The following is a 21,745-nucleotide window of genomic DNA, read 5'->3' as shown; positions in this document are numbered from 1 at the left end:
GCCGGGCCTAATACGCAGGCTTAGACTTCTGCGGAAATGAGGCGCGCCATGCTCGACCTGACATACGAAATGCCCAAACCCAAAACCATTGCCGGGGCCAAGCACGATTGGGAACTGGTCATCGGGATGGAGGTGCATGCGCAGGTCTCGTCCAATGCCAAGCTGTTCTCGGGCGCATCGACCCAATTCGGGGCTGAGCCGAACTCGAATGTTGCATTCGTGGACGCCGCGATGCCGGGAATGCTGCCGGTGATCAATGAATATTGTGTTGAACAGGCGGTACGAACCGGTCTGGGCCTGAAGGCGGATATCAACCTGGTATCGGCCTTTGACCGCAAGAATTATTTCTATCCCGACCTGCCGCAGGGTTACCAGATTTCTCAGCTGTACCAGCCCATCGTGGGCGAAGGTGAAGTGCTGGTGGAAATGGGCGACGGCACAGCACGCATGGTGCGGATTGAACGCATCCACATGGAACAGGACGCAGGCAAATCGATCCATGACATGGACCCGCATATGTCCTTTGTCGACCTAAACCGGACCGGTGTTTGCCTGATGGAGATCGTCAGCCGCCCCGATATTCGCGGCCCCGAAGAGGCGGCAGCCTACATCGCCAAGATGCGCCAGATTCTGCGTTATCTGGGCACCTGCGATGGCAACATGCAAAACGGCAACTTGCGGGCGGACGTCAATGTTTCGATCTGTCTACCCGGTGCCTATGAAAAGTATCAGGAAACGCAGGACTTCTCGCATCTGGGCACCCGTTGCGAAATCAAGAATATGAACTCGATGCGCTTTATTCAGCAAGCGATCGAAGTCGAAGCGCGTCGTCAGATTGCCATCGTTGAAGGTGGCGGCAAGGTCGATCAGGAAACCCGGCTATATGACCCGGACAAGGGCGAAACACGGTCGATGCGGTCCAAGGAAGAGGCGCATGACTATCGCTACTTCCCTGACCCAGATCTGCTGCCGTTGGAGATTGAGCAGGCATGGGTGGACGACATCGCCGCCAAACTGCCCGAACTGCCCGACGACAAGAAGGCGCGGTTTATCAGCGAGTTCGGCCTGACGGATTATGACGCATCTGTTCTGACAGCCGAGGTGGAATCGGCTGCCTATTTCGAAGAGGTCGCCAAAGGCCGCAACGGCAAGTTGGCCGCAAACTGGGTCATCAACGAACTGTTTGGTCGCCTGAAGAAAGAAGACCACAGCATCACCGACTCGCCGGTTTCGCCTGCGCAGTTGGGCGGGATCATCGATCTGATCGCCTCAGATGCCATTTCTGGCAAGATCGCCAAGGATCTGTTCGAGATTGTCTACACCGAAGGCGGCGACCCGGCACAGATCGTTGAAGAACGCGGCATGAAACAGGTCACCGACACCGGTGCCATCGAAACTGCGCTGGATGAAATCATCGCGGCCAACCCATCGCAGGTCGAAAAAGCCAAGGTGAACCCCAAACTGGCAGGCTGGTTTGTTGGTCAGGTCATGAAGGCAACTGGCGGCAAGGCGAACCCCAAAGCCGTCAATGAGTTGGTCAGCAAAAAGCTGAGCTCGTAAACCTTTCGGTTCAAGAAACTGCAACGGAGTGGTCCGTGCATCTGGCGCGGACCACTCCGGCCCCGCGCGCGGGGCGCAACAGACAAAACAGAATTTGCCCAATGGGCGATGATGACTGTTCGAAACCCGACAACATGTTAGATTGCCAGGGATCGGCAACCAGGAAAATCTGATGCAGCGCTACGAATACAAAGTTGTCCCCGCCCCGCAGAAAGGCACCAAGGCCAAGGGCGTCAAAACTGCCGAAGGGCGGTTTGCAGTGTCGATCGAACAGATCCTGAATCAGATGGGGCAGGATGGCTGGGAATACCAGCGTGCGGAACTTCTGCCCAGCGAGGAACGCGCTGGCCTGACCAGTTCCACCGTGAACTGGCGCAACGTTCTGGTGTTTCGGCGTGAGATTGCAGCTGAATTTTCTTCGGAGCGTGAGGCGGTTGAGGACAGCGACGATGCCCCCGTGGCTCAGCCGGTGCCTGGACCAGAAGAAGTGCAGGCCCCTGCACCGATTTCAGAAGAGGTCAAAGATCCGCCATTGACCCTGAAGCCAACAGACCTGTCCGAAAAGGACAAAGAGCAGACCTAAGCGGTCTGCTCGGGTTTTCATAGCCTGCAGCTGAATTTTACTCGGCTGCGCTTGCTGCTTGGCTCAGATCCTGCGCCAGCATCAGTGCATTTCCGTCCGGGTCGTAGAACGTTGCGGTGCTGACCATGCCCTCGATCGTTTCAGTCGCCCCATCGAACCTGACGCCCGAGGATTCGAGCGCCTGACGCGCCGTCGCAATATCCGACACCCCGAACACCGGCACCGTATTGCCAGGCGCAGGCTCGGCCTGTTCACCCAGGCCCAAGGTCACACCGTCGGTTTTGGTCTTCATCTCGCTCCAACCGGCCTCGTCAATATGGTGGATCAGCTCAAACCCCAGCTTGGCCTGATACCATTCGGCACTGACATGCCTGTCTTGCACGGACATGGCGAGCGTGATCGTGTTTTCCAGTGAAACGAGTGGCATTGAACTATCCTTTTGGCGAAAATTAAAGTAACTATACTTTATGGACATAACGATTCTTGTCAAGCTTACATCCCGCGCCTGGTCCCTGAACATTCTGGCGTTGATGCATGAAGGCACGCCGGGACGACAGGCACCGCTACTGGCTGCGACAAGCGCCGGCAGAACCGCTTTTGCACAAAGCCTTGACCATTTGATTCAATTGGGTTTTCTGGAACGGAATCCCGGCCACGGTCATCCGTTGCGTCCCGAGTTTCGATTGACCCAAACGGGTGAAACTGCGGCCGAAATCGCCAGCCGAATCGTGAATGCCGTGCCAGATGACGCTGATTTCGCGTTACTCAGACGCAGTTGGACGGCACCTATTCTGGCGTTGACCGACAGGCCCCAACGGTTCTCGACCCTCAAATCCGGTCTGATCACGATTTCCGATCGCGCACTTTCGACGTCGCTTCATCGCCTGGAAAAGCAAGAGTGGATACAGCGAGACATTGATGCGACGCACCGGCTGCCTTTTCCCACCTATCGCGCGGTGAATCAGGGAATCGCGGTTAACAGGGCCATTTCTCTGGTCGCCTAGGCACCGACCAAAGGGCCTGTTCAGGTATCAATATCCAGCGCCAGCGCATGAATGCGGGGCACGATGTCACCCAGTGCCTTATGTACGGCCCGGTGGCGGGCGACGCGTGATTGACCCTGAAAAGCGCTGGCACGAATACGGACGTTGAAATGGCTTTCGCCGCCCTCTTGAAACCCGGCGTGTCCTCGGTGGCTTTCGCTGTCATCCACGACTTCCAGCTCACGCGGTTCAAAGGCTGCCATCAGGCAGGTTCGGATCTCGTCGGTAACAGTCATTTTTTTGCTCACGGGCGAAAATTTTACCGCCCCCCTCTTCTACTTTCGGCTGCTTAGACTAAACTGCTGCCTCCGAGTCGAAAAGATGCGTTCTTAAGGATGAGCACATGGTGAAGTCAGACCCCTTCGGATTTGATATGTCCGTATCCACTTCGAAGAAAAAGAACCCGCGCGGGCGTCGCGGAATGTCGGGCGCGTCTGAAACCTCGACGCGTATCTGCGATCACGAAGGTTGCGAAGAACCGGGCAAGTTCCGTGCACCCAAGGCCCCTGACGTTCTGGACGACTTTTTCTGGTTCTGCCAGCAGCACGTTCGCGAATACAACAACAAATGGAACTTCTTTGACGGCACCACCGAGGCCGAGCTGAACGCCCAGCGCTCCAAGGACAAAGTGTGGGAGCGCGAAACAAAGCCAATGGGCGATCCCGAAGCGCGCGCATGGGCGCGTCTGGGCATCGAAGACCCGCATCAGGTACTTGGCGCAAACAGCACCCAAAACAAAGGGCGCACGTCAGGTGGTGGCGGTCGTCGCCTGCCCCCCACGGAACGCCGCGCGATCGAAATTCTGGAAGCCAACGACAGCTGGACCAAGGCCGAGGTGCGCAAAGCGTACAAAAAGCTGATCAAGGTGCTGCACCCTGACATGAACGGCGGCGACCGTTCCCAGGAAGAGCAGTTGCAAGAGGTCGTCTGGGCGTGGGATCAGATCAAGGACAGCCGGAACTTTAGGTAGTCGTCTTATCGACGACCGTACATGCGCAAAAGCGCCTCTGTTTCGGGGCGCTTTAGGCACCGCACGCGAGTTTGTTCCAAAGTGGGTTTAAGGCTGAAACGATCCGGGAATAGCATACCAAGCTCCTCGACATCTTCGCGATCGAATGACAAAAGCGCCATGTCGCCCAGAAACAAGCTTTCTGTCGGCAAACCATGCGAAATCAGTATCGCATGGCGATCACAGGCAACGTGGAAATACGTCACGGCCTCATCGGGCCGCACTTGTCGAATTGTTTTGTCATTGACCAAATGAATTGCCGCAGCAAAAACTCTGGGCTCTCCAAACAGCAATTCGGCGCGCCACCCTTCGAGAACAATCCTATGCTGTGGGGACACGTATAAATCACGATCAGGCAAACCGTCCCCGATTGCCCCTTTCTGGATGCAAACAGGGCGCAATCGCGGGTTTCGCTGCAACGCTTCCGCGCTCATGGTCTTTTTGCCAATCCAAAGGATAGGCAACAGCGCACCGCTGGAAACGCGAACTTTGTCCCCAACCGACAGTTCTTCGACAGGGCGAGGGCCTTTTTCGGTTTCTATCAAAGTGCCCTTTACGAAACATGGCACTGTTCCGGCAGGAAGGTCGACTGTCACACTGAGAGAGGCATTGTTACCATTTCCCGGATTTCCCGTCGTCGCGCGTATTAGAACCGTGAGTTGCGTATTCGGGGGAATGTCTGCCCCCTCAGTAAGCTCAACGGTCAGAACTCCGCTCGGTGAAATCGAAACAGTGTAGTCGGAAGGATCCAATCCACCATTGCCAGTTACGGTCACGCTCCACGTCACAGCTTTGGTCGCGGTATACTGCTCCGCAACCGAGCTCGACCCACTGGGGATCGAGATAGAAGTCGGACCTGAGATTACTAACGACATTTTTACCTACACTCTTAAAAACAAAATCGGGAACCGCTTTTGCACAATCATATATGCATATTTAACTCATCATATCTTACTATTGCAATGTTAATGCTTCACGGGACTGCGTGGCGGCGTTCTGGACCCAAAATTCGTGCTGTCCAAGATTTGAAAGATTAGCTCGAGACATTGGACGCAACGTCGATAAGGCCAGTTTCAAAGAAACATCCGCCTAAGTACCTACCAGCACGGCTTTCCCTTGCCCTTGCCCGCAATATGTTGCACCACACACGAGTTCAAACCCGGCAACGCGGGGCAAAGGATAAGGACAAGGCGAATGGCTGACGGATCGATCGACGTAAACGCAAAACCCACCGAAGAAATTTCGGTCCGTGACGTGTTCGGTATTGAAACCGACATGGCGATCAAGGGCTTTGCTGACCGCAGTGACCGCGTACCCGCGATCGACCCGACCTACAAGTTTGACCCGGAAACCACACTGGCCATTCTGGCAGGCTTTTCCCACAATCGTCGTGTGATGATCCAAGGCTATCACGGCACAGGCAAATCGACCCATATCGAACAGGTCGCAGCCCGCCTGAACTGGCCCGCCGTGCGTGTGAACCTCGACAGCCACATCAGCCGGATCGACCTGATCGGCAAGGACGCCATCAAACTGCGTGACGGCAAACAGGTCACCGAGTTCCACGAGGGTATCCTGCCCTGGGCGTTGCGCAATCCTGTCGCCATCGTGTTCGATGAATACGACGCGGGCCGTGCCGACGTGATGTTCGTGATCCAACGTGTGCTGGAACACGACGGCAAGTTGACCCTGCTGGACCAGAACGAGATCATCACGCCGAATCCCAATTTCCGCCTGTTCGCCACGGCAAACACTGTGGGCCTGGGCGATACAACTGGCCTCTATCACGGCACGCAACAGATTAACCAGGCTCAGATGGACCGCTGGTCGCTGGTCTCGACGCTGAACTACCTCAGCCATGATGCCGAAACGATGATCGTTCTGTCCAAGGCGCCGCACTACAATACCGAGAAAGGCCGCAAGACCGTCAGCCAGATGGTCACTGTTGCCGACCTGACCCGGACCGCCTTCATGAACGGTGACCTGTCCACAGTTATGAGCCCTCGGACCGTTATCAACTGGGCCCAAAACGCCGAGATTTTCCGTGATGTGGGTTACGCTTTCCGCCTGTCCTTCCTGAACAAGTGTGATGAGCTTGAGCGCCAGACAGTGGCCGAGTTCTATCAACGTTGTTTTGATGAGGAACTGCCGGAAAGTGCAGCGAGCGTAAGCTTGGGGTGAAAGCCTTTTTTGTCATAGCATCGATCTGGGTCGTTTTTGATTCATTTTGGCTATTTGACAAAGTAGGTTGGAAAAAGTCGGCGCCTTCAGACATGACGGCGTCGCAATATGTTCACCTGATACGGCTGCGTTGGGAGTACGCAATACTTTTCCTAGCAGCAATGATCTGGAGTACGTTCATTGTCTAAACCTAACGACAACCCCGCCGATCCGTTCAAGAAGGCCTTGGCCGAGGCCACCAAGGTTATGGCCGACGATCCAGAGCTGTCTGTAAGCTATACGGTCGACCCCTCGGGGCTGTCGGGCGAGTCGATGCGTTTGCCGCAGGTCTCGCGCCGAATGACGCGAGAGGAGGTTCTGCTGGCGCGCGGAACGGCGGATGCCTTGGCATTGCAGCGCAAGTACCATGACGATGCGACGCACAACCGCTATGCGCCTCCGGGCGATATGGCGCGCGACTTGTATGAAGCGATGGAGGTCGCACGGTGTGAGGCGATGGGCGCGCGGGACATGCCCGGCACCGCTTCGAACATCGATGTAAAGATCGGGCACGAGGCACTGCGCCGCGGTTACGACCAGTGCAAGCAACCCGCAGATGCCCCCTTGTCGGTGGCCGCGGGTTATCTGATCCGCCACTTGGCAACCGGGCGCGACCTGCCGCCTGCAGCTGAGAACATCATGAACCTGTGGCGTGGCTTCATCGAAGAGCAGGCTGGTGGCACGCTGGAAAATTTGCAGGACATCCTTTCGGATCAGGCCGAATTCGCCAAGTTTGCCCGTCAGATGATCAAGGATCTGGGGTACGGCGATCAGTTGGGCGAAGACCCGGATGAGCTGGACGAAGATCAGGAAGATCAGGCTGAGGACGACGCCGAAGAACAGCCCGATCCCGACAGCACCGGTCAGGATGATCAGGACGAACAGGACGCCGACGCGACCCCTGAGCAAACTCAGGAAGAGCAGCAGGATCAGTCCCAGGCCCAGGTCTCGATGGACGAGATGGCCGAGGATGAGATGGGCGAAGAGGCCGAGATGCCCGAGGGCGAGGCACCGTTGGAGCCACCTGCCCCACCGCCAGCGTCCGAGGCCGACCCGGATTATAAGGTTTACCTTGGAACCTTTGACGAAGAGATCGCAGCCGAAGACCTGGCCGAGCCTGCCGAATTGGAACGGCTGCGCGCCTATCTGGATCAGCAGCTTGAGCCGCTTAAGGGTGCCGTCAGCCGTCTGGCGAACAAACTGCAGCGCCGTTTGCAGGCGCAACAGAACCGCTCTTGGGAGTTTGACCGCGAAGAAGGTATTCTAGATGCCGGGCGACTGGCGCGTGTTGTGGCCAACCCGACCACGCCGCTGAGTTTCAAGGTCGAGAAAGACACTGAGTTCCGCGATACGGTGGTGACACTGCTGCTGGATAACTCGGGCTCGATGCGCGGTCGTCCGATCTCGATCGCGGCGATCTGTGCCGATGTTCTGGCCCGGACGTTGGAACGTTGCAACGTGAAGGTCGAAATCCTTGGCTTTACTACGCGCGCTTGGAAAGGTGGCCAGGCACGTGAGGCATGGCTGAATGACGGTCGCCCGCAACAGCCGGGGCGTCTGAACGATCTGCGCCACATCATCTATAAAGGCGCGGATGCCCCGTGGCGTCGCGCGCGACCCAACTTGGGTTTGATGATGAAAGAAGGCCTGCTGAAAGAGAACATCGATGGTGAGGCCTTGGAATGGGCACACCGCCGGATGCTGGCGCGGCGTGAGCAACGCAAGATTCTGATGGTAATCTCGGACGGCGCGCCGGTTGATGATTCAACGCTCAGCGTTAACCCCGCGAATTACCTGGAGAAACATCTGCGCGACGTGATTGGGATGGTCGAAAAACGCAAGATGGTCGAGCTTTTGGCCATCGGCATCGGCCACGATGTGACCAGGTATTATGATCGCGCGGTAACGATCACAGATGTCGAACAGCTGGCAGGTGCGATGACTGAACAGTTGGCGGCATTGTTCGACAGCGACCCTCGGGCACGTGCACGCGTGATGGGGATGAAGAGGGCCAGCTGACGCTGGCCCTGCCTCCGGCAGAAGTATTTTTCAAAAGATGAAGGGGCAGCCCCCCGTTTGCGAGAGGTGTCACATGTTTCAATCCTTTGCAGTCACTGCGCGTCCGGAACAGGGACCGCCCAGGCTGGCCGCTTTGCGATCCCAGATGGCACAGGATGGGTTGGACGGTTTTCTGATCCCACGCGCAGATGCGCATCAGGGCGAGTATGTGGCCCCACGCGATGAACGTCTGGCATGGCTGACGGGTTTCACCGGGTCGGCCGGTTTCTGCGCAGTGCTGTCCGATATTGCCGGCGTTTTCATCGATGGCCGGTATCGCACGCAGGTCAAGGCTCAGGTTACGGCGGATTTCACGCCTGTGCCCTGGCCTGAAACCAGTTTGGGCGTGTGGCTTAAAGAACAGCTGCCCAACGGCGGCAAGGTTGGTTTTGATCCTTGGCTGCATGCAGCAGGGCAGATTACCAGTCTGAAGAAAGAGTTGAACGCAAGCGGCGTCGAACTTGTTCGTAGCGACAATCTGGTGGACAGGGTGTGGCCGGATCAACCGGACGCCCCGATGAACCCGGTCAAGGCGCACCCGATTGAGTTTGCAGGGGAAACAGCCACAAGCAAAATTGCGCGGGTGGCGGAGGATCTAAAACAGAACGGGTGTGATGCGGCCATCATTACATTGCCGGATTCGATCATGTGGCTGCTTAACATTCGTGGATCAGATATCGGGTACAACCCGGTAGCGCATGGGTTTGCCATTCTACACGTCGATGGTCGGGTTGATCTGTTCATGTCGGCGCAAAAACTGGCCGGGGTGTTAGATCACCTTATCGACCAAGTTCAGGTTCACGACCCTCGGTTTTTTCTGGATGCGGCCGCGGATTTGGGCGGCGCGGTTCAAGTCGATTTGGGAACCCTGCCGCATGCAGTTGCGGATGTGCTGGGTGACAAAATGATGGATGCAGGTGATCCCTGTGCCCTGCCCAAAGCTCGCAAGAACGCCGCCGAAATCGCAGGCAGCGCCGAGGCGCATCTTCGTGACGCGGTTGCTGTTATTGAAACCCTGTGCTGGTTGGACGCACAGACCCCGGGCACAGTGGCGGAAACGCAGGTGGTCACGCAGCTTGAGGAAAACCGCCGCCGGGATAACGCGCTACAGGATATCTCGTTCGACACGATTGCGGGCACCGGTCCCAACGGCGCGATCATGCATTACCGGGTGACCGAAGAAACCGACAGCCGGCTGGAGAATGGTCACTTGTTGGTTTTGGATAGCGGCGGTCAGTATCTGGATGGCACAACCGACATCACCCGCACCATTGCAATCGGAGAAGTGGGCGTTGAGGAAAAAGCCTGCTTTACCCGCGTGCTGAAAGGGATGATCGATCTGTCCATGCTGCGCTGGCCCGCCGGGCTGGCCGGACGAGACATTGAATGCATCGCACGCGCCCCCTTGTGGGCAGCGGGGCAGGATTTCAATCACGGGGTCGGCCACGGGGTCGGCGCATACCTGAGCGTCCACGAAGGGCCGCAGCGCTTGTCGAAGGTCAGCCATGTTCCGCTTGAGCCGGGGATGATCCTGTCAAACGAGCCGGGATATTATCGCGAAGGCGCATTCGGCATTCGCATCGAGAACCTTGTTGTGGTTCAAGATGCCCCTTCCTTGCCCACGGCGGACACCGAGCGTGCGATGCTGAACTGGCGGACGCTCACATACGTTCCAATTGACCGGCGGCTGATTGTAGTCGATATGCTTACGACAGAAGAACGCGCGTGGCTCAACGCATACCACCGCGACGTTGCGGAAAAAGTTCGTCCAAGGCTGGGCGACAACGCTCAACTGTGGTTGGATGCCGCAACTGCGCCGATCTGACACTGGACTGTCACATAAACCGGGCAGAGGAGTGATCCGTACTAAAGACGAGGGAAGAAGCAGAGATGACAGACATAACGATCCGCAAAGCAGCTGGTAAATGGAGCGTTCGTTCCGGGGGCGCCGTTCTCGGAGAGAGCATGAATGCGCTGGAGCTGCTGGAAGGTGATCTGGAGCCGGTGATCTATTTCCCTCGCGCCGATATCGGAATGGCATTTCTGGACCGTACAGAAAAGGTCACGCATTGCCCGCACAAAGGCGATGCAACGCATTTCTCAATCGTCAACAAATCATCGGTGACCGAAAACGCAGCGTGGAGCTATGAGGACCCGGTCGCCGCAATGGCCGAGATCAAGGGTTATGTCGCGTTTTACCGCGTCGATTCCGTTAAGGTCGAACAGATTTAAATCCCTCAGATGGCCTCTCTGACCCGCTCGGTCGCGGCCATGTCGTGACGCACACGCCCATAGGCCTGTGCCATGGATGCCAGTGATCTTAGGTGGGCTGCTGCCGTTCGTACGCGACCAAGAAATCCCTGGCCGGGCCTCCCTGGCATGGCCAGAATTTCGAACCCATTGCAAAATTTATCGTTTTTGGCATCGTGACAAAAAATATCTGTGAATTTTTTTGGATACGACTAACCGGCAAATTTCACGATAACATGCAAGCATATAGTCTTCGCAGGTAGCTCAACAGCGCGCTCGCAACTGACAAGGCTTGATCACGATCCAATCACGGGGCTGTTGCATGCATTTGAGGCATCAAGCGTGCACAATGCCACCAAACACCGCCCAGAGGATGCCATGTCACTTACCCGTCGCAGTTTCGCAGGATCATTGGGGGCCGCGCTCTTGTTGCCTAGCGCGTTGTCCGCGCAACAAGACCCCGTGCTTGATGCTGTGCGTTCCACACTGTCTGGAAGCAACGCAGAGTTTGAGCAAGGCATGGCCTTTCTCGTACAACGCGGCAACCCGGATGTGGTGCCTGCTTTGCTGACCGGTATGCGATACGCCAGACGTCGCAGCAGCGACATCGTGAAAGTCATGCAGACCCTGACTGGTGAGAATACCGGTCAAGACTGGTTTGAGTGGATGCTCTGGCAGGAAAAGAACCCGCAAATCGTGCCACACCCCTCGCTCATCCCGTTCAAGCGCGAGGTTCTTTTGGGAATTGATACGAATTTCGATGACTTCCTGAAACCAAAGTATTTGCAGCGCGACAAGATGAAGATCCGGCTTGAAGAGATCGCGTGGGGTGGTGTGAACAAGGACGGTATCCCATCGCTGGACAATCCGGCTCTGATCCCTGCCGCGCGTGCAGATTACCTTAAGGACGATGACCTGGTCTTTGGCGTTTCGATCAACGGGGACGAACGAGCTTACCCGCTGCGGATCATGGGCTGGCATGAAATGTTCAACGAGGTGATTGGCGGAGTTCCGGTGGCCTTAGCCTACTGTACACTGTGCGGATCCGGAATTCTGTTTGAAACGCAAGTGCCGGGTCGCAGCAAACCCCTGATCTTCGGCTCATCGGGGTTTCTGTACAGATCGAACAAACTGATGTTCGATCGTCAGACGCATTCCCTGTGGAACCAATACACCGGCAAGCCAGTCGTTGGCGCGCTTGTCGGCAGCGGTATCGAATTGAAACAACGCCCGGTGGTCATCACCACATGGCAAAGCTGGAAAACATCTCACCCCAAGACGAAGGTCCTTTCAATGAACACCGGTCACCGGCGGAATTATGGATCGGGTGTCGTGTATCGGGAGTATTTCGCTTCGTCCGAATTGATGTTTCCGGCGCTGGTCGATCAGTCCAGTCACAGACAGAAAGATTATGTTTTTGCCATCCGGCAATTTGGCGCGGCGCGAGCATGGCCCCTGGACGCGTTCGGCAAGAGCCGAGTAATCAACGACGCCATCGCCAACCGGCCGCTGGTGCTTATCGGAAACGACGAAAAGCGCGCAGTGCGCGCCTATGAACGCGCATCCCACAAGTTCGCTGCGTCTGGCGGCGATTTGGTGGACGAAACGGGTCAGAAGTGGACCATGACCGAAGAGGCGCTGGTTGGACCGGGAGGCGCGGAGTTGCCCCGGGTCGCAGGCCATATTTCGTACTGGTTTGCTTGGGACAACTACCTGGGCGATACCGCGACCGTGTATAAACGCTAAGAGTGCTCTTCAGCCGCAGTGGCAGCCAAGGCGCGGTTATACGCCTTCAGTGCATCGACGTGGTAAAGCGCTCCGACCGGGTTTTCACTACCATCCTCTTCGACAATCACCACCGGAATACAGGGGATGTCATCCCTGTCGAAATAGGGCATCGCTGCCTCTAGTGTAGCGCTAGCCTGAACACAAAGCCCCTGTTCGATCAATTCGACCGCCTGTTCTTTCGTGATCGAGCGCGGGTCGCCCAAGGGGCGCATGACTGCCCCGGTCCGCAGCATCGCCAGCAGATAGGCTTGCGGCCCGGCGGCCAGATGCACGTTGCGACGTTCCAGCTGGGTCAAGAAGAAGGACCGATCCACAAGACGCGAGGCCAGCGCTGTCGACATCGACACCGAAACCATCACAGCCAGGCCGATTTGCCAATCTCCGGTCAGTTCAAAGACGATCATCGTTGTCGAAATCGGCGCGCCCAGAACCGCGGCAGCAACGGCCCCCATTCCGGCAAAGGCATAAAGCGTATGCGTGCCCGACACATCCGGCAGCAGCCCGGTTGCGATCAGGCCGAAGGCCAGCCCGGTCAACGCCCCAATCATCAGCGATGGGGAAAACACCCCGCCGCCCATACGCCCGCCCATGGTGATCGCCACGGCAACCGTCTTGATCACCGCAAACAGGATGGCAAAACTCAGGGTCAGGTCACCTGCCAAAGCGCGGATCGTCGTTTCATACCCGACGCCGATGATATGCGGGAACCAGATCGCCAGCAGCCCCAGCATCGCACCTGAAACAGCTGGGCGCAGCCAGCCAGGCAAGGCAAGCCGGTTCTGGATATGGTTGCCGATATCTTCGGCAAAAAAGATCGACCGCATGAGCAGAAGCGAAACCAGGCCGCAGATCAGGCCAAGTAGCAGAAAGGCAGGCAGTTCCACGTAGAATTGCAGGGAACCGGGTGTATCCAGAACAAACTCGGTCACATCGCCATATTCCAGCCGGTTGATTACTGTCCCGGCAACCGAAGCAATCACGATTGGCGCAAATGCATGCACTGCAAAGTGACGCAGCACGACCTCAAGCGCGAACAGCGCACCTGCGATCGGTGAGTTAAAACTGGCCGAGACGGCGGCGGCGACAGCGCATCCCAACAGGTCGCGCCCGGTGATGCCATCAGCATGGATGCGGTTACTGACCCAGGTTGAGATCACACCAGCCATGTGCACGACCGGCCCCTCTCGGCCCGTGGACCCGCCTGTGCTGAGCGTGACGAGCGAGGCAAAGAAAGACGCGATACCCGCCTTGCTTTCCACGCGACCATCGGTCACCGCGGCCCCTTCGATGACGTCAGCGACGGATCGCACGCGTCCGTCGTCGGTGAACTTATTCAGGATCACGCCCACGATAAGCCCGCCGATGATGGGAATGATCAGGATCAGAAACCAAGGCAGCTTTTCCGCGTGGCTGTGCAAAAGCAAAATGTCATCCGTATCATAGACATAAGCCTGCAGCGACCGGATCGCCTTGCGAAATCCCAATGCCATGAAACCTGCCGCGATCCCGATCGCCAGCGCGATGAACCAGAATTGAATCTGGCTGGGCCCACGCCGCCGCATCACCCGCCAGGCGTCCTTTATCGCGGCCAGAGCCTGATTGAGCTGGTTGCGCAGAACGGTGCGGGTTGATTGGGTCATTTGCCCTCGGGGATCACGTCTTTCCCCTTAGTAAGCCACGGAGCGCCCTTATAAAAGTGGGATCGCGACGGATTGAATACGCGAAAGCGGCAGAATTGCCTCAGGCCTGCAAAAGGGCTCGGGCGGCAGCACGCGCCTCGTCCGTTATTGTGTCACCTGCGACCATACGGGCGATTTCATCCACGCGGTCGGGTTCGGCCAGCGGCACAACGGTCGACAGGGTCTGCCCGTCGGTGACGTGTTTTTGCACCCGCCAGTGATGCGCCGCGCGGGCCGCCACCTGCGGTGAGTGCGTCACAACCAGCACCTGCCCACCCTGTGCCAGCGACGCCAGACGCCGCCCGACCGCATCAGCAGTTGCGCCACCAACGCCCCGGTCGATCTCGTCAAAAATCATAGTGCGCGCGCTGTCATCACCGGCCAGACAGACCTTGAGCGCCAAAAGAAAACGACTGAGTTCACCGCCTGAGGCGATCTTGTTCAGCGGTCCCGAAGGCGCGCCGGGGTTGGTGGCAACCGTGAACGCCACAGCGTCAATCCCCTCGGGGCCCGGGTCTGCCACCGTGATTTCGGTTTGGAACACAGCGCGTTCCATCTTCAACGGGGCGAGTTCGGTCATCACGGCGGCATCGAGTTGCCCGGCGGCCTTTTGCCGCGCAGCACTCAGTTTGGCCGCTGCGTCGTCATAAGCCGCCTGTGCCGCGTCTACCGCCGCCCTCTGATCGGCCAGATCCGCATCGCCCGCGTCAAGCCGGTTCAGGCGGTCGCGCAAAGTGTCGGCGAAGGTGCCCAGATCATCTGGCACGACGTCATGTTTACGAGCCAGCGCACGAATAGCGAACAAGCGTTCTTCGGCCTGCTCCAACTCAGACGGGTTAAAGTCCAGTTTTTGCAGGCAGGCATCGACACCATCCTGCGCCTCACCCAACTCGATCAAGGCGCGTCCCAATGCGGCGATCGGCTCTTCCAATTGGCCGCCCGCACTATCCGACACCCCTTCGAGCCAGCGCACGGCGTCAGCCATCGCCCCCTCGGCCCCGTCCCCACCCAGCAGAGCGAAGGCACGGGCAACGTCATCGCGGATACGCTCGGCCCCCTGCATCATGCGACGACGGGCGTCGAGCTCGGCGTCCTCGCCCGGCTGCGGGTCCAGCTGATCCAGTTCGGATACCGAATGCCGCAAGAATTCCTCTTCTGCACGCATGGCTGCTAGGGCCGATTCCGTCTGCGCAAGAGCTTTGCGCGCACGTGACATCTCGGACCATGCTGACCGCACCTTTACTAGATAGGATTCTGCTCCGGCGTAATCATCCAGCATTGCCCGGTGACCTCGCGGGTTCAACAGGCCGCGATCATCGTGTTGACCATGCAGTTCGATCAGGGTCTCGGACAATGCCCGCAGCACCTCGCCCGAACAACGACGATCATTGACCCACGCGGTCTTACGCCCCTCGGCCGTATTCACCCGCCGCAGGATCAGCTCTTCTCCGTCGGGCAGGCCCGCTTCGGCCAGAATTGCATGTGCGGCGTGATCTTCGTTCAATTCGAACTCGGCCACGACTTCACCCTGAGCGGCGCCCTGACGGACCAGTTCTGCCCGACCACGCCAGCCCAGAACAAATCCCAGCGAATCCAGAAGAATCGACTTGCCCGCACCGGTTTCACCGGTCAACGCATTCAGGCCCGGCTGAAACGTCAGTTCCAGCCGATCGATGATCAGCATGTCACGGATATCGAGGGCGCGCAGCATCGGGTCTTAGCGTCCCACCCCATTGGCCATGGCGATTACAACCACTCACCTTTGACAGTCTGACGGTAGATCGTGCTGAGCCAGTTGTTGCCACGGCTCTTGAGATCCAATCCGCGTGACGTCAGCAGCGAATAGCCCGCATCGTACCATTCGGACGACTGATAGTTGTACCCCAGAATGGCCCCCGCCGACTGTGCCTCATCCACAAGACCCAGTGCCAGATAGGCTTCAATCAAGCGGTACAGAGCTTCGGCGGTGTGAGATGTGGTCTGGAAGTCTTCAACCACCACACGGAACCGGTTGATGGCTGCAGTATAATGGTCCTGGCGCAGATAATAGCGTCCAATTTCCATCTCTTTGCCAGCCAGGTGGTCAAAGGCCAGATCGAATTTCAGCACCGCAGAGGTCGCGTATTCGCTATCCGGGTAGACCTCGATCACGGTGCGCAGCGATTGCAACGCCTGAAAAGTCAGGCCCTGATCGCGCCCGACCTCGTCAATCTGGTCATAATAGCTGAGCGCCAGAAGATATTGGGCATAAGCCGCATCTTCGTCCGTCGGGTAAAAGTCGATGTACCGTTGTGCGGCGCCTCGGCTTTCTTCGTAGTTTTTGTCCGAGTGGTATGAGAATGCCTGCATGATCAGCGCACGCTTGGCCCAATCGGAATACGGATACAGACGTTCAACTTCTGAAAAATACCACGCCGCATCATCCGAACGATTCTGCGACAGCTCATATTCGCCGCGCGTGAATATCTGTTCAGGAGTGAACCCTTCCAGGTTCTGATTGCGGTCTGCGCCTTTTCCAGCGCATGCCGTCAAAACTGCTGTCAGAAGAATCGCGCTTGCGAACCTGACTGCCGCTTTGGTGCCAACCATTCCGCCTATCCTTGTCGTATTACTTGACGGGGTTAAGCCCCGATTTAGGCCAAGGTCTAGCACATAAAATTCCGGTGCAAAACGCCTTATGCGCCCGTTCGCAGAATTGTCGGAAGAGTTGATCCAATCAAGCGACTTCCGGGATTTCGTCCCGGACCAGGCCCTGCCCCGGAAGGCGGGCTGCCTGTTCAGGCGTGCACAGGATCGGACGGACCGCACCCGGCGTCTCGAACAGCTTGCGCAGCAGAGTATTGGTCATTGAATGGCCGGATTTGTCACCGGTAAAGTGACCAAAGATCGGACCGCCTGCCAAATACAGGTCACCAAGGGCATCCAGCATCTTGTGGCGCACGGCCTCGTCCGCGCGGCGGAAACCACCCGGCGTAAGGACTTCGTCACCCTGAACAACGACGGCATTTTCCAGCGTGCCGCCCAAAGCCAGCCCGTTTTCGCGCATCGCCTCAACATCAGTACGGCGGCAGAACGTCCGGCAGTCACACAGCTCACGTGCGAACGAACCGTTGCGCATATCCAAGGTCTTGGTCTGGTTGCCAATGGCACCGTCTTCGAAGTCGATATGAAAGTCGATGATCAGACCGTTTGCAGGCGCAATCGAAGCGCTAGCACCTTCGCGCACAGCGGTCACCGGCTTAAGAACCTCATAGGCCAGAACCGGGCTGGCTTGGCGACGCACGCCCTTCGCCATGATACCGCGAACGAAATCAATCGAAGACCCATCCATGATCGGAACTTCGGGACCATCAATCTCGATCAGCGCGTTATGTATTCCGCAACCGGCCAACGCGGCCATGATGTGCTCGACCGTGGACACAGACACACCCGCGTCGTTGATCAGGCGGGTGCACAGCGGGGTGCGCTCGACCACATCATAGATCGCAGGGACAAGGGCATTGCCCAGCTCAATATCCGTCCGTTTGAACCAGATGCCGTGACCGGCGGCTGCCGGTTTCAGGACCATCGTCGCAGGCTTACCGCTATGCAGTCCGACGCCTGTAAACGTGACCGGAGATTTGAGCGTATGTTGCAAGGTGAACCTCGAAGAGTGGTGTCCGGCCTCGGTTGGCCGTGTTGGACACTCAGTTAAGGAAGGCGGCGTCAAGGCTCAACTCACTCTTTGCAACCGAATGAAACATGTATGTGACAGATCGGCAAATCCCTGCTTACACTTCCTCAAACATTTGTAAAACAAAAGAAAAGGGCCGCCCTTTGGCGACCCTTTGCATTCACTTTGTTACCGCGATCAGTTGGCCTGACGCCGCAAAAAGGCGGGAATTTCGATCCGGTCCTGTTCGGGGTCGACCTCATCCCTTGCAGGTGCCGTAGCGTCAGATTGGCGCATAACGGGCTGCTGGCGGGGTGGTTGCGCCGGAGTATCTGCTGCGTGGCCGGTCATCCGGTCGATCAGGCGGTTAAAGCCAAACCGGGGACGATCATGCGCTTCTTCCTGCGGCACAGCGGTCGGCTGCGGGGTCGCGGGGCGGACCATCGAAGGGCTCCGCTCGGACGGCGGAACGTTCTGGACCGCGGCCTGCAAGCGCTGCAGTGCTTCGGGCGACGGTGTTCCCGCTGCCGGTTGAGGCTGCGGTGCGACGTAGTTTTCGGACGCAGGCTCAACCGGTTCGGGGGTCGGCTCGAATTCGGCAACGCGCGGCTGATAGGCCGGCGGTGGCAAACCATCATCATCCTGCCGGGCACGAGACTGGATTTGTGGCTGTGCAGGCTCTGTCGGTGCTTCAAACAGCGAGGGTTCGCGGTTCATCTCTTGCTGAGGTGCTTGCTCAGCGACTTCTGTAACAACCGGGGCCTCTTCCTGCACCGACTCTTCTGCTGAAACGGTGCGGGTCAGCGGTGCCGACATTGAACGGCGCGCGACAGGGATATCTTCCTGCTTTTCACTGGCATCGATACCGGTTGCGACAACCGATACACGCATGCCGCCTTCCATCACAGTATCCAGGGTCGAACCGACGATGATGTTGGCCTCGGGATCTACTTCTTCGCGGATGCGGTTGGCGGCTTCGTCCAGTTCGAACAGGGTCAGGTCGTGCGAGCCGGTGATGTTGATCAGAACGCCCTTGGCACCTTTCAGGCTGATTTCGTCCAATAGCGGGTTGGCGATCGCCTTCTCGGCGGCCTGAACCGCGCGATCTTCGCCGGTGGCCTCACCGGTTCCCATCATCGCTTTGCCCATCTCGTCCATCACGGCGCGAACATCTGCAAAATCGAGGTTGATCAGGCCCGGACGGACCATCAGATCGGTCACGCCTTTTACGCCCTGATAGAGAACATCGTCCGCCATCGAGAACGCCTCGGTAAAGGTGGTCTTTTCGTTGGCCAGACGGAATAGGTTCTGGTTCGGGATGATGATCAGAGTGTCGACGACCTTTTGCAGCATCTCAACGCCGTCTTCGGCCTGACGCATCCGCTTGGCGCCTTCAAACTGGAAGGGCTTGGTCACAACACCAACAGTCAGAACGCCCAATTCCCGCGCGGCCTGCGCGATGATCGGAGCGGCGCCGGTGCCAGTACCGCCACCCATGCCGGCGGTGATAAAGCACATATGCGCGCCGGCCAGGTGATCAACGATCTGCTCAATGCTTTCTTCGGCTGCTGCCGCACCCACGGTCGGACGGGCCCCTGCCCCCAGACCTTCGGTGACTTTCACGCCCAGTTGAACCCGTGCCGAAGACTGGCTTTGTTGCAGTGCCTGCGCATCGGTGTTGGCGACCACAAAATCGACGCCGTCCAGCTGTTTCTCAATCATGTTGTTGACAGCGTTGCCGCCTGCACCACCAACGCCAAATACTGTGATCCGAGGCTTCAGTTCGTCGTGCCCGGGCATCGAAAGATTCAATGTCATGCTCTGTCCGCCTGTTTTTTTGTTCCCGCCAAAGCGGTGTTTTTCTTACCTATCCACTAACAATCCTACCGTTTGAAACAGCAAACGTCACGCCAAAAATCGCGTAATTCCACAAAATATGGAGGAATTAAGGCGCTGACCGGCAGTATTTCGCAAATACCGCCAGATGTTGCGTAAAAATCTCAATGTAGCACAAAACAGGCGATTTGCACGCGGCACTCAACCGACGCATCACCAAAGGGACTCATAAACTGTCAAACTGCGGAAAACTGCTCAGGTCCTGCCGCGGGCCTCTGTTGGGCCTTGTGGATATCTTGATGGATAAACGAGTCAGCTGCAACCCATTTCTTTAGCTGATCGGGGTACTTGGGCAATTCAAACCGTCCTCGGTGATGCTGCGCACCTCTTGGATTTCGCTGTCTGCAAAAGTGGCCAGTCGCACCATCAACTTGCCCTTATATTCGAAAGGCCACCAGCAGACCGGGATACCATCCGGGTCATCATCATAAAGAAAGCAGATTTGACCATCAGGTGTGGTGATCTGACCATAAACACAACCGCGCCCCACCATGCGCCAGACCGACAGCACAGGGCTGAGGAACTCTTCAGTTCCTACAAGCTCGCCCGTCGAAAAGTCGTGGAACGTGACAGTCTTGCCCTTTACTGCATCCAAAAACGCCTCAGGTGTGATCCGGGTTTGCGCCTGAGTGGTCAGCGGTACCAGGGCCAGCAGCGCTGCGACCCCCAGCTTACCAATTGTCACGGAACCAACGCACGGCCCGCTTGAACGGGCGCGCGGCATAGGTGTCGACCGGGATTTCAAAGTCCCACCATTCGTCCTGCGGGTGCGCTGCAAACAGGCTGAGCCCCACTGCGGAGGAGAACCCCGGCCCGGTCGCCGATTGCGGTAGACCATGCACACGCAGCGGCCGGCCAAGGCGAACACGCTGCCCGAGGATGCGGGTGGCCAAACCATCCAGCCCCATGATTTGGCTGCCGCCGCCGGTCAGGACGATCTGCTGGCTCGGCATATGCTCGAACCCGGCGGCATCCAGACGAACACGCACCTCTTCCAGGATCTCTTCAACACGCGGACGCATTATCCCGATCAGTTCAGCTCGGCTAACAGTTCGGCGATCATGCTCCCAGTCGCCGGTATCGCCGCCGATATCAATCAGGTCGCGATCATCCGCTCCAGTGGCATGGACGCCGCCATTGAAGGTTTTTATCCGCTCGGCGACCGATGCGGGAATGCCCAACCCCATCGAAATGTCCGAGGTTACATGATCACCACCCATGCGCACGCAGTCGGCGTAAATCATGTGCTTTTTCATAAAGATCGACACGCTGGTCGTGCCGCCACCCATGTCGATACAGGCCGCGCCCAGTTCCTGCTCATCCTCGACCAAGGCGGAAACACCAGACACATAGGCCGAGTTTGCAATTCCGGCCAATTCCAGATCGCAGCGTTTGATGCAGCGCACGATGTTTTGGATCGCAGTCGCGTCAACGGTCAGCATGTGCATGTCGACGGCAAGGCTCTGCCCCATTTGGCCGCGCGGATCGATCAGACCTGAGCGGTTGTCCAAAGCGAAATTGACCGGTTGGGCATGCAATACCTCGCGCCCTGCCCCGTAATCCGGCACATCACAGGCGTTCAGGACACGGCCAACCTCTGCCTCGGTCACGACCTGACCCTCAAGATCGACCTGCGCGTCCAACCCGTAAGAGCGCGGGTTCGCACCCGAGAAGCTGGCTATCACATGATCGACCCGGATATCGGCCATCTTTTGCGCCGCCTGCAGGGCGGTTCGGATCGCCCGTTCCGTTTCCTGCATGGCGGTGACTTCGCCAAATTGAACGCCCCGCGACCGTGTGGTCGCAGCACCAATCACCCGGAACCCGGTCTGCCCGGCCATCGACCCGATGGTGTTGTCCTCGCTCAGGCGGCCGGTCCCATCAAAGCGCAATACAAGACAGGCAATCTTGGAACTGCCAACATCGAGAATGGCGACAACACCGCGTTGCATGGCTTGTCTGCGCATCTGCCGCATGGCGCGCTGGGACTGATAAAGATCGGTCATC

19 protein-coding genes are annotated in these 21,745 nt (G+C 57.8%); 9 read left to right on the top strand and 10 right to left on the bottom strand.

Features of this window, described 5'->3' with window-relative positions:
• The first annotated feature begins 48 nt into the window (after positions 1–48).
• Positions 49–1,560, top strand: a complete 1,512-nt coding sequence (gatB, locus tag AC2FI8_RS06940; protein ID WP_496738026.1) for an Asp-tRNA(Asn)/Glu-tRNA(Gln) amidotransferase subunit GatB — start codon at positions 49–51, stop codon at positions 1,558–1,560.
• A gap of 172 nt (positions 1,561–1,732) precedes the next feature.
• On the top strand, positions 1,733–2,143 hold the full coding sequence (locus AC2FI8_RS06935; RefSeq protein ID WP_496738027.1) for a DUF4177 domain-containing protein: 411 nt from the start codon (positions 1,733–1,735) through the stop codon (positions 2,141–2,143).
• Positions 2,144–2,180: 37 nt separating this feature from the next.
• Here the strand turns inward: AC2FI8_RS06935 and AC2FI8_RS06930 are convergent, their stop codons facing one another.
• Positions 2,181–2,570: a VOC family protein gene (locus AC2FI8_RS06930; protein ID WP_058274355.1), complete on the bottom strand. Its 390-nt coding sequence runs from the start codon at positions 2,568–2,570 to the stop codon at positions 2,181–2,183.
• Between the two features lie 40 nt (positions 2,571–2,610).
• On the opposite strand from AC2FI8_RS06930, the gene AC2FI8_RS06925 reads away from it, so the two are divergent.
• A complete protein-coding gene (locus AC2FI8_RS06925) occupies positions 2,611–3,147 on the top strand; it encodes a winged helix-turn-helix transcriptional regulator (protein ID WP_496738028.1) in 537 nt (178 codons plus the stop codon).
• A gap of 20 nt (positions 3,148–3,167) precedes the next feature.
• On the opposite strand, the gene AC2FI8_RS06920 is transcribed toward AC2FI8_RS06925, so the two are convergent.
• Positions 3,168–3,422, bottom strand: coding sequence for a BolA family protein (locus tag AC2FI8_RS06920; RefSeq protein ID WP_058279592.1), 255 nt, complete (start codon positions 3,420–3,422; stop codon positions 3,168–3,170).
• A gap of 107 nt (positions 3,423–3,529) precedes the next feature.
• Here AC2FI8_RS06920 and AC2FI8_RS06915 point away from each other — a divergent pair, with 107 nt between their 5' ends.
• On the top strand, positions 3,530–4,156 hold the full coding sequence (locus tag AC2FI8_RS06915) for a J domain-containing protein (protein WP_058274352.1): 627 nt from the start codon (positions 3,530–3,532) through the stop codon (positions 4,154–4,156).
• 5 nt (positions 4,157–4,161) lie between these two features.
• Here the strand turns inward: AC2FI8_RS06915 and AC2FI8_RS06910 are convergent, their stop codons facing one another.
• Positions 4,162–5,070 carry a Hint domain-containing protein gene (locus AC2FI8_RS06910; protein ID WP_496767979.1) on the bottom strand — a complete coding sequence of 303 codons (909 nt, stop codon included), beginning with the start codon at positions 5,068–5,070 and terminating at the stop codon, positions 4,162–4,164.
• A 319-nt stretch (positions 5,071–5,389) separates the two neighbouring features.
• Between AC2FI8_RS06910 and cobS the strand changes: the two genes are divergently transcribed.
• From cobS to AC2FI8_RS06885, 5 genes are all read left to right on the top strand, one after another.
• Positions 5,390–6,376, top strand: a complete 987-nt coding sequence (gene cobS, locus AC2FI8_RS06905; RefSeq protein WP_058274350.1) for a cobaltochelatase subunit CobS — start codon at positions 5,390–5,392, stop codon at positions 6,374–6,376.
• Positions 6,377–6,556: 180 nt separating this feature from the next.
• Positions 6,557–8,434: a cobaltochelatase subunit CobT gene (gene cobT / locus AC2FI8_RS06900; protein ID WP_496724422.1), complete on the top strand. Its 1,878-nt coding sequence runs from the start codon at positions 6,557–6,559 to the stop codon at positions 8,432–8,434.
• Between the two features lie 73 nt (positions 8,435–8,507).
• Positions 8,508–10,298 (top strand): aminopeptidase P family protein, encoded by a 1,791-nt coding sequence (locus tag AC2FI8_RS06895; RefSeq protein ID WP_496778063.1) that lies wholly within the window; start codon positions 8,508–8,510, stop codon positions 10,296–10,298.
• 65 nt (positions 10,299–10,363) lie between these two features.
• Entirely contained in the window at positions 10,364–10,705 is a 342-nt protein-coding gene (locus tag AC2FI8_RS06890) for a DUF427 domain-containing protein (RefSeq protein ID WP_058274347.1), read from the top strand.
• 396 nt (positions 10,706–11,101) lie between these two features.
• Entirely contained in the window at positions 11,102–12,469 is a 1,368-nt protein-coding gene (locus AC2FI8_RS06885; protein ID WP_496778061.1) for a DUF3179 domain-containing protein, read from the top strand.
• Here the strand turns inward: AC2FI8_RS06885 and AC2FI8_RS06880 are convergent.
• The 7 genes from AC2FI8_RS06880 to ftsA all read right to left on the bottom strand — a co-directional run bounded on the left by AC2FI8_RS06880 (position 12,466) and on the right by ftsA (position 21,744).
• Entirely contained in the window at positions 12,466–14,151 is a 1,686-nt protein-coding gene (locus AC2FI8_RS06880) for a chloride channel protein (RefSeq protein WP_496767970.1), read from the bottom strand. The genes AC2FI8_RS06885 and AC2FI8_RS06880 overlap by 4 nt on opposite strands.
• Positions 14,152–14,251: 100 nt before the next feature.
• Complete coding sequence (gene recN / locus AC2FI8_RS06875) at positions 14,252–15,901, bottom strand: DNA repair protein RecN (protein ID WP_496778059.1); 1,650 nt, start codon at positions 15,899–15,901, stop codon at positions 14,252–14,254.
• 35 nt (positions 15,902–15,936) lie between these two features.
• Positions 15,937–16,779, bottom strand: a complete 843-nt coding sequence (locus tag AC2FI8_RS06870) for an outer membrane protein assembly factor BamD (protein ID WP_496724414.1) — start codon at positions 16,777–16,779, stop codon at positions 15,937–15,939.
• Positions 16,780–16,906: 127 nt separating this feature from the next.
• The gene (gene lpxC / locus AC2FI8_RS06865) at positions 16,907–17,827 is read right to left on the bottom strand and encodes a UDP-3-O-acyl-N-acetylglucosamine deacetylase (protein WP_496724412.1); all 921 of its coding nucleotides are present in this window, start codon (positions 17,825–17,827) and stop codon (positions 16,907–16,909) included.
• Between the two features lie 213 nt (positions 17,828–18,040).
• Positions 18,041–19,660, bottom strand: coding sequence for a cell division protein FtsZ (gene ftsZ / locus AC2FI8_RS06860; protein ID WP_496778057.1), 1,620 nt, complete (start codon positions 19,658–19,660; stop codon positions 18,041–18,043).
• 349 nt (positions 19,661–20,009) lie between these two features.
• Positions 20,010–20,423 carry a hypothetical protein gene (locus AC2FI8_RS06855; protein ID WP_496734175.1) on the bottom strand — a complete coding sequence of 138 codons (414 nt, stop codon included), beginning with the start codon at positions 20,421–20,423 and terminating at the stop codon, positions 20,010–20,012.
• A complete protein-coding gene (gene ftsA, locus AC2FI8_RS06850; protein ID WP_058279582.1) occupies positions 20,410–21,744 on the bottom strand; it encodes a cell division protein FtsA in 1,335 nt (444 codons plus the stop codon). The genes AC2FI8_RS06855 and ftsA overlap by 14 nt, the downstream gene beginning before the upstream one ends.
• Position 21,745 lies beyond the last annotated feature (1 nt).

The sequence above is a fragment of the Ruegeria sp. CDSB029 genome, from assembly GCF_059611125.1.
This window is presented reverse-complemented; position numbering and strand designations above follow the sequence as displayed.